The organism is candidate division WOR-1 bacterium RIFOXYB2_FULL_36_35 (genome assembly GCA_001771505.1).
GTDB lineage: Bacteria > Margulisbacteria > WOR-1 > XYC2-FULL-46-14 > XYC2-FULL-37-10 > XYB2-FULL-36-35.
Genome location: MEUA01000036.1, coordinates 1 through 7,324, shown reverse-complemented (window position 1 = coordinate 7,324; position 7,324 = coordinate 1). Strand labels below are relative to the sequence as shown.

Below are 7,324 nucleotides of genomic sequence, written 5' to 3'. Positions count from 1 at the left end.
CCCCCTTCCTTTTTGCCCGCCTGCTTGGGCTTCGCCCCCAAAACTTTTCGGCGGGACGGCGGGACAGAAAACAAAAAATAAGACAAAAGAGGAATAACGCTTGCCCCACCCACCCGTGCGCGCGTTATGTCGAAGGAGCTCCCTATATTTTTGTTTACGAATTGATTATTTTTTGTTATCATAGTAATAGATTAAACAATTTTAAATTATATTACTTTAATTATAGTAAAATATTACAATGCTTGCAAGTAAAAAATCCACAATATCTGACAATATAAAGAAATATCGAAATAAGCTCGATATTTCACAGGATAGATTGTCAAAAATGGCTGATGTTACCTATAACACAGTTATTAAAATTGAATCAGGAGCAAATAAAAATCCGACAATTGATACTTTATCAAAAATCGCTAAAGCACTCGGCGTTGGTGTAGATGATTTAATAAAATGAACATGCCAAAAATAAAAGATATACCAAAAATAGACAGACCTAGAGAAAGGTTTCTCAAAAAAGGATCCGACGCACTTTCAAAAAGTGATCTTTTGGCAATTCTACTTGGAAGTGGTATCAAGGGTAAAAATGTTCAAAAACTCGCACAACAAGTTGTAAATAAATTAGGCAAAAACTTCTTAAATATTACAGTCGATGATTTACAAGATATTTCTGGAATTGGGCAAGCAAAGGCTCTTCAAATCGTGTCAGCTATCTCCTTGGTAAAGAGATATTACGCAGATGAAAAAACTAATGAAGTTGTTATCAAAAATTCTCAAGATGTTCTATCGCTTGTTTATGATTTAAAAGAAAAGAAAAAGGAATACCTTGTTTGTTTATACCTAAATGCAAGAAATGTTTTACTCAGAAAAGAAATTGTGAGTATTGGATTACTTGATAAAACATTATTGCACCCAAGAGAAATTTTTCATCCAGCAACAGAATTGAACGCCGCAAGTGTTATTTTAATACATAATCACCCGTCAGGTGATTTTTCGCCAAGCGAAAAAGATATTCAAGTTGTTGAAAAAATTTCGCAAGCGGGCGAAATAATGGGGATACCTGTTATTGATTTCATTATTATCTCTGAAAAAGGACATTATAGCTTTTTTGAAAAACTGAAAGATCAAAATAAAAGCTTTGATTATGTTGCCGATGGTTTTCAGGGAACATTATTTGGCTTGCTAGAAGTTGAAAAACCAGTTTATGAAATAAGCGTTCAAAAAATAGATAAATATTATTTTCAATCTTCTCAAATTAGAAAAGGATATTTCCAATTGCAGAACAGAAGATATTTAGGAAACAAATACAAACTGCTCGGCTTCATTGAGGATATAATTTCTGAAAAATGCGGTAAAATAAATTCATTTTGTGATATTTTTGCTGGCACAGGTGTGGTTGGAGATCGATTTAATGATTCAGAAATTAAAATAATTTCTAATGATTTTCTTTCTGCAAACTTTGTTTGCTTGCAAGCATTCTTAGGGACAAGTATAGATGTTAGAGAGAATATTTCACAAAAAATAGAGCAATTAAACAAATTACCTTCAGAAGAAGAAAATTATTTTTCAAAACATTTTGGCGGAACTTATTTTTCGGAAGAAAATGCAAAAAAAATAGGCACGATACGAGAAGAAATAGAAATAATTTCAGAAAACGACAATGAGAAAAGTATTCTCATTTGTTCATTGCTTTACGCAATGGATAAAGTAGCAAATACTGTCGGACACTATGATGCATTCAGAAAAGATTTAGACATGACACAACCCATTAAACTTTTGATTCCCAATATTGATCATTTAAATAATAAGAATAACGAAATTTACAAAGAGGATGCAAACGCGCTTATTAGAAAAATTTCTTGTGATGTTTTATATATTGATCCACCATACAATTCTAGGCAATATTCAGATGCTTATCATCTTATGGAAAATTTAGCAGAGTGGAAAAAACCAGAAGTTATTGGTATAGCAAAAAAAATGGATCGTACCCATATTAAAAGTGCTTATTGTTTAAAAAATGCGATCCATTCATTTGAAGACTTAATCAATAATGCAAACTGTAAGCATATTCTGCTTTCTTATAATAATACTGGTGACTCAAAAGACGGGCGGTCAAACGCAAGAATGAGTGACAATGATATTTTGAGAATATTAAATAATAAAGGTGATGTAGAGATTTTTGAAAAAGATTACAAGGCCTTTACTACTGGCAAGAGTAATGGTGACAATAATGCGGAACGTATTTTTTATTGTAAAGTAACAAAATAATTATGAAAAAACCTTGGTCAATTACAACTACTTTAAGAAATCCTGAGAGATTAAGGAATTTTTTGATTGTTTTACAAGAATTAGAAAATTCCGAATGGACTTTAGAAAATCAAAGAAAATATCAAATTCTTTTAATTAAAGCAAGAGTTTACGGATATGGTAGTAATCAATTTTATAATGGATTATCTCAAAAACAGATTGATTTGATTGACGACCAAACAAAAGAAATTTCTTTTGAAAAAGCAGAGGAAATTTTTAATGCTAAAAATTACGAAGATCCCGCAATGAGAGGCAGGCAATCAATAAACCCACTCAAAAAAATAGGTTTGGTTTCGATTAAAGACGGTGTTGTGTTTATCACTAGTTTGGGAAAACTATTTTTGAAAGAAGATTTTGACTTTGGAGAAATATTTTTTAGAAGTTTTATAAAATGGCAAATTCCGAATCCTGATAATCGTGATTATTCTGAAAATGGAGGTTATGACATTAAACCTTTCATTGGAGCATTGCATTTAATAAATTCAGTAAATCAAAAAGAGATTGCGAGAGGAAAAGAGCCAAAAGGAATAAGTAAAAAAGAATTTTCCCTCTTTGCTCCAACATTAGTGAATTATCAAGACATTGATAGTTATGCGGTAAAAATAATAAATCTGCGTGATGAGTTGTCTGATAAAAACCGCCAGGAGCAACGAATAATATTTGAAAATTTCAAAAAGCAATTTGCTAGCGAATTTCTTGGTTCTAACGACCAATCTACTATTTCAAGCCTACTAAAAAATCTTCAAGACTACGGAGATAATGCTATAAGGTATTTTCGTCTAACGAGATATATTCATATTCGTGGAGGCGGTTTTTATATCGATCTTGAGCCAAGAAGATCTGTCGAAGTTGAGGCTTTGTTGGAGTTTGATAATGCACAATCAAAAACCTTCGAATCGAAGGAAGATTATTTGGATTACATTTCAGATATTTCTTTACCTCAACTCCCTTGGGAAACAAAAGAAAAGCATATTGAAATTATTTTAAAACTTGTAGCAGAAATTTTTTCTTACGAAGAAAGTTCACAAAAAGAACATCTAGAAATAAAGGATTACCCAAATCTAAATGAGGAAAAGCTAAAAACTTACATCACTGAGTTAAGAGCATATCGAAGAATGTTGCAAGATGAAGAAAACCATAGAAAATCACAAGATATGGAGCATGTTGAATCTTATATCCAGGAACTCGAAAATATTTTTGATTTTGAAGATAGACCAATATTGCTTGAGAAATTATCCTCGCTTGGTTTGCACGCTCTAAATGATGCATTAAAAATACAACCCAACTATCCAGTTGGTGATGATAATGAGCCAACATTTACAGCGCCAGCAAATACGCCAGACATAGAGTGTTTTTATCAAAGTTTTAATGCTATCTGTGAAGTAACGATGCTAACAGGAAGGGATCAGTGGTATAACGAAGGACAGCCTGTCATGAGGCACTTGAGGGATTTTGAAAATAAGCATCAAGACAAGACTTCGTATTGTTTGTTTATTGCTCCTAAAATGCACAGAGATACAATTAACACATTTTGGACGGCTATAAAGTACGAATATGAGGGAAAAACACAAAAAATAATTCCACTGTCAATAAATAATTTTGTATCTCTTTTGAAAATTTTAGTTCAAATGAAAGCAGAAAATAAATTTTTAAAACATAGCGAAATTGCCCGTCTTTATGATGAAATAATAGATTCATCAAATTCTTTTACCGATTCAGACAAATGGCTTAGAAATATTCCGAGTACTATTTCATCATGGCAACAGAGTATAAGTTTTTAAAAAAATGACTATGAAAAAAAATCAATTATATTTAGGAGATTGCATAGAGATAATGGCTAACAAGATTGAAAAGGAATCTGTTAATCTTATTTTTGCTGATCCGCCATACAATTTATCAGGTAATGGATTGCACTGGAAAGGAAATAAAACTGGCGGAGATTGGTTTATGGTAAATGAAGAATGGGACAGAATGTCTGCGCCAGAGTATTTGCAATTTACCAGAAAGTGGATTGGTGCTGCTTACCGAGCTTTGAAAGAGGGCGGGTCAATCTATGTGTCTTGTAGTTATCATAATATTTCGGAAGTAATGATTGTTTTAAAACAGCTTGATTTAAAAATAAACAATATTATCACTTGGCAAAAAACGAATGCGATGCCAAATATGACGAGAAGGGTTTTTACTCACTCAACTGAATTTGTTGTGTGGGCGGTTAAGGGTAAAAAATGGATTTTTAACTACGAGGAATTACGTGAAATGAATCCTGAAAAACAAAAGGATGGCTCGCTGAAACAAATGAGGGATGTTTGGCAATTACCATTAGTTCAGGGAAAGGAAAGAATTAGAGGAAAGAATAATCGGGCTATTCACCCGACTCAAAAACCAGAAGAAATGCTCCGTAGAATCATCCTCGCATCGTCTAACAAAGGAGATGTTGTTCTGGACCCATTTTTAGGAAGCGGAACAACGACTTTTGTCGCTAAAAAGCTTGGTAGAAATTGGATAGGAATTGAAAAAGATAAAAATTATTTTAAGGTTGCAGAAGATCGAATGAAAAAATAAATTCAATCATGATTAGTAAAATCTCAAAACTCAAGGACTTCGGCATATTTCATGACTTTTCTTGGAAAACAGAACTTCCTGAATTCAAGAAATTCAATTTGATTTATGGGTGGAATAGAAGCGGAAAAACGACAATTTCCCGCGTTTTTGCGAGTTGCGAGAAAAAATGCACTTACGACAAAGACAAATTCAAACAATATCCTGAAAATGGTGAATTTGAAATAAAAACAGATGATGGAACTACTGGAAAAAATACAGATGTTACCACTAATGTTTTGCCAATAAAAGTTTTCAACCAAGATTTTATTGATGCACATATTTCATTTAATCCAGCCGAATCTTGCTCCCCGATTTTTTATCAAAGCAAAGAAGATTTTGAAAGTGAGAAAAAACTTAATCAGTTAAGACTTGATAAAATAACTTTTGGCAAAACATACGAGCAAACAAAAAAAGACAAATCAGCAAAAGAAGAAACAAAAAATACTTTTCTAACTGGCTTAGGACGCGAAATTGCGAACATCCTTTTTGACAAGTCATACAACAAGACAAAAGCAGAAAACAAAATTAATACTATCGGCATTGATAATTTTTCCGACAAAATTTTATCTGATGAGGATAAGAAAAAGTATGAAGCAATAAGTAAAAGTGAGGCCGAAAAAGATCAACTCGCCCTTTCTAAATTGCCTCTTGTTAATTTCAGTTTCCTTTTTACGCGGGTAAAATCCTTACTTGATAAAAAAGTTATTTCAGAATTACTTCAAAGATTAAAAAATCCTGAAGATGTTGACGGGGGGCTTGATGAGGAATTAAATAATTGGGTCAAGCAAGGATTTGATATTCATAAGACTAAAAATCAATTCAAAAAATGTCTTTTTTGTGAAAATGATTTGGATAGCAACCTTTTTGATTCACTGGCAAAACATTTTAGTAAGGATTATGAGGATTTGCAAAACTCTATTGAATTTCTTATTAAGGACCTCAGAAAAGAAAAATTAACAGATATTCTTGAAAAGAATGTTGAATTATATTCTGACTTAAGAAATGCTTATGAAACCAATGCAAAACGATATAATGAAATTGTTAAAAAGCAAAATGATTGGCTTTGGCATTCAGAGATGTGGTTGGAACAAAAATATAAGAATCCTTTCAATCCTGATATTCCAGAAATGGTTGATGCGCCCGAAAGCTATGCCGATTTATTAAATGAAATTATTGATGAGCTTAATGAAATTATTTCAAAGCATAATCTACGAGCAAAAAATCATAATACAGAAGTAATAAGCGCAAGAGAGAAACTTGAGCTACATTCAATCGCTGTTGCGCTGTCTGGGCAGGATTATAAGAAAATGGGCGAGGAAGTAAAAGACGCCGAGAAAATAGAAAAAGAAGCCCTTGATGCGATCAATAAAAATAATTCCGATATTGCAGAACTTGAAAAACAAACTTCAGATATCGGCAAAGCAATTATAGCTATCAATAAACATCTGGAAGAATTTTTTGGCAGAAAAGAAATAGAACTTGCATTGGATGGAGACAATAAGGGTTATACGATAAAAAGAGACGGGAAACCAGCAAAAAATTTGAGCGAAGGAGAGAAAACCGCAATCGCATTTTCATATTTTGTTGTTAAAGTCGGCGAAGGAGATTTTGATAAATCAAAAGGAATAATTTTTATTGATGATCCAATTTCTAGTTTTGATTCAAACTTCATTTATCACTGTTTTTCAATGATAAATATACACTTCAAGGAAGTCGGACAACTGTTTATTTCTACACACAATTTTCAGCTTTTCAACTTGGTCAAAGAATGGTTTATCAATAAAAATAATTCAACGAAAAAAGACAATGAAAAATTAAAATCAGAAAATAAGACAGAAAAACTAATTCCTTGCGAGTTTTTTATGGTAGAAAATTTTACTGAATCAGATGTGAGAAAAGCAAAAATTGTTACACTTGATAAAACATTACGAAACTATAAATCCGAATACCACTTCTTGTTTGCCAAGCTCAAAGGATTTTCAGAAAAACAAGATACGCAATATGAAGATTTTTATACGATTGGAAATATGGCGAGAAGATTTTTCGATATTTTTGCTGATTTTAAGATACCAACAACGGGCGATCAAAAATCTAAAATGGAAGTTTTGGTCAAAAATATCAATGATCCTGATGAAAAAATAAGCACGGTGGACGCTGGCAAGGCGTACAAATTAGTAAATGAATTTTCGCACAATTCAGACCCGACTAGCACCATAGAACACAAAGACAAAAGCGAAAGCAAGGATGCTATCAAAATTTTATTAAATATCGTGAAAGAATCAGACCCGAAGCATTTTGAAATTTTGGAGAAGAATTTGGTTTAATAGTCCCGCCGTCCCGCCGAAAAGTTTTGGGGGCGAAGCCCAAGCAGGCGGGCAAAAAGGAAGGGGGTTGGGGGGAAGGAATTTTTGCCCGCCTGCTT

At 32.6% G+C, this 7,324-nt stretch carries 5 protein-coding genes; all 5 read left to right on the top strand.

All coding sequences use genetic code 11. The features are described 5' to 3' along the window. Positions 1-238: 238 nt before the first annotated feature. Positions 239-451 carry a hypothetical protein gene (locus tag A2290_01425; protein OGC14490.1) on the top strand — a complete coding sequence of 71 codons (213 nt, stop codon included), beginning with the start codon at positions 239-241 and terminating at the stop codon, positions 449-451. Between the two features lie 797 nt (positions 452-1,248). Then, positions 1,249-2,262, top strand: coding sequence for a DNA methyltransferase (locus A2290_01420; protein ID OGC14491.1), 1,014 nt, complete (start codon positions 1,249-1,251; stop codon positions 2,260-2,262). 2 nt (positions 2,263-2,264) lie between these two features. Beyond that, a complete protein-coding gene (locus A2290_01415) occupies positions 2,265-4,082 on the top strand; it encodes a hypothetical protein (GenBank protein OGC14489.1) in 1,818 nt (605 codons plus the stop codon). 10 nt (positions 4,083-4,092) lie between these two features. Continuing rightward, positions 4,093-4,863, top strand: a complete 771-nt coding sequence (locus A2290_01410) for a DNA methylase (GenBank protein OGC14488.1) — start codon at positions 4,093-4,095, stop codon at positions 4,861-4,863. 8 nt (positions 4,864-4,871) lie between these two features. Beyond that, entirely contained in the window at positions 4,872-7,226 is a 2,355-nt protein-coding gene (locus A2290_01405) for a hypothetical protein (protein OGC14487.1), read from the top strand. Positions 7,227-7,324 lie beyond the last annotated feature (98 nt).

Bases quoted from the DNA above. Each gene is read 5' to 3' on its own strand.
- A2290_01405 (OGC14487.1), top strand. From the start codon at position 4,872: ATGATTAGTAAAATCTCAAAACTCAAGGACTTCGGCATATTTCATGAC.
- A2290_01415 (OGC14489.1), top strand. From the start codon at position 2,265: ATGAAAAAACCTTGGTCAATTACAACTACTTTAAGAAATCCTGAGAGA.
- A2290_01425 (OGC14490.1), top strand. From the start codon at position 239: ATGCTTGCAAGTAAAAAATCCACAATATCTGACAATATAAAGAAATAT.
- A2290_01410 (OGC14488.1), top strand. From the start codon at position 4,093: ATGAAAAAAAATCAATTATATTTAGGAGATTGCATAGAGATAATGGCT.